This is a genomic window from Mesorhizobium sp. M7A.F.Ca.US.014.04.1.1 (assembly GCF_003998745.1).
GTDB lineage: Bacteria > Pseudomonadota > Alphaproteobacteria > Rhizobiales > Rhizobiaceae > Mesorhizobium > Mesorhizobium ciceri.
Window position 1 is genome coordinate 1 of sequence record NZ_RZRW01000026.1, and the last position, 563, is coordinate 563.

Here is a 563-nt window from a genome sequence, read left to right on the forward strand (position 1 = left end):
ATGAATTTCTGCAGAGTGCCGCCCTACAGGCTTTGCGCCGTCGAAGCCGGACCGTTGGCCTTGACCTTGAACCTGTCGATGATGCCAGCTGCGAAGGCGCTGGCTTTGCGCCGGTCGACCAGGCCGTTGCGGACGGTGCCGAAGCGATGGGCGGTCAGAACCGCGTTCTCCCACAGCGTATGCGACGGTACCGCGCCACGGCCCAGCCGTTCCTCGGGAACGAAGGCGAGACCGAGCTTACGGCGCTCGTCGGCACGAAGGCGAGCGGCAGCGGTACCGCAAATCCTGATCGCGTCGTTGTTGTGATGCGTGCGTTCGCCGCTGAGCAAGGCGATAAGCTCCGCCTGGCCGTTTCCGGACACTCCCGCCAGGCCGACGATTTCCCCGCCATGAACGTTGAAGGAGACGTCCTTCAGATCCACGCCGAAATGGTCTCTTGCCTTGACCGAAAGGTTGTTGACCTCGAGCACTGGCTTCTCGCTCGGGGTCGGCGGGCTGACATGCATTTCCGGCAGCTTCGAGCCGACCATCATGCGGGCGAGCTCGAGCGAGGTCGTCTCTTT

At 63.4% G+C, this 563-nt stretch carries 1 protein-coding gene; it reads right to left on the bottom strand.

The window, feature by feature from the left end; translation table 11 throughout:
- Positions 1–23: 23 nt before the first annotated feature.
- A partial coding sequence (locus tag EOA22_RS38595) for an ATP-binding cassette domain-containing protein (protein ID WP_245478587.1) occupies positions 24–563 on the bottom strand: 540 nt, incomplete at its 5' end.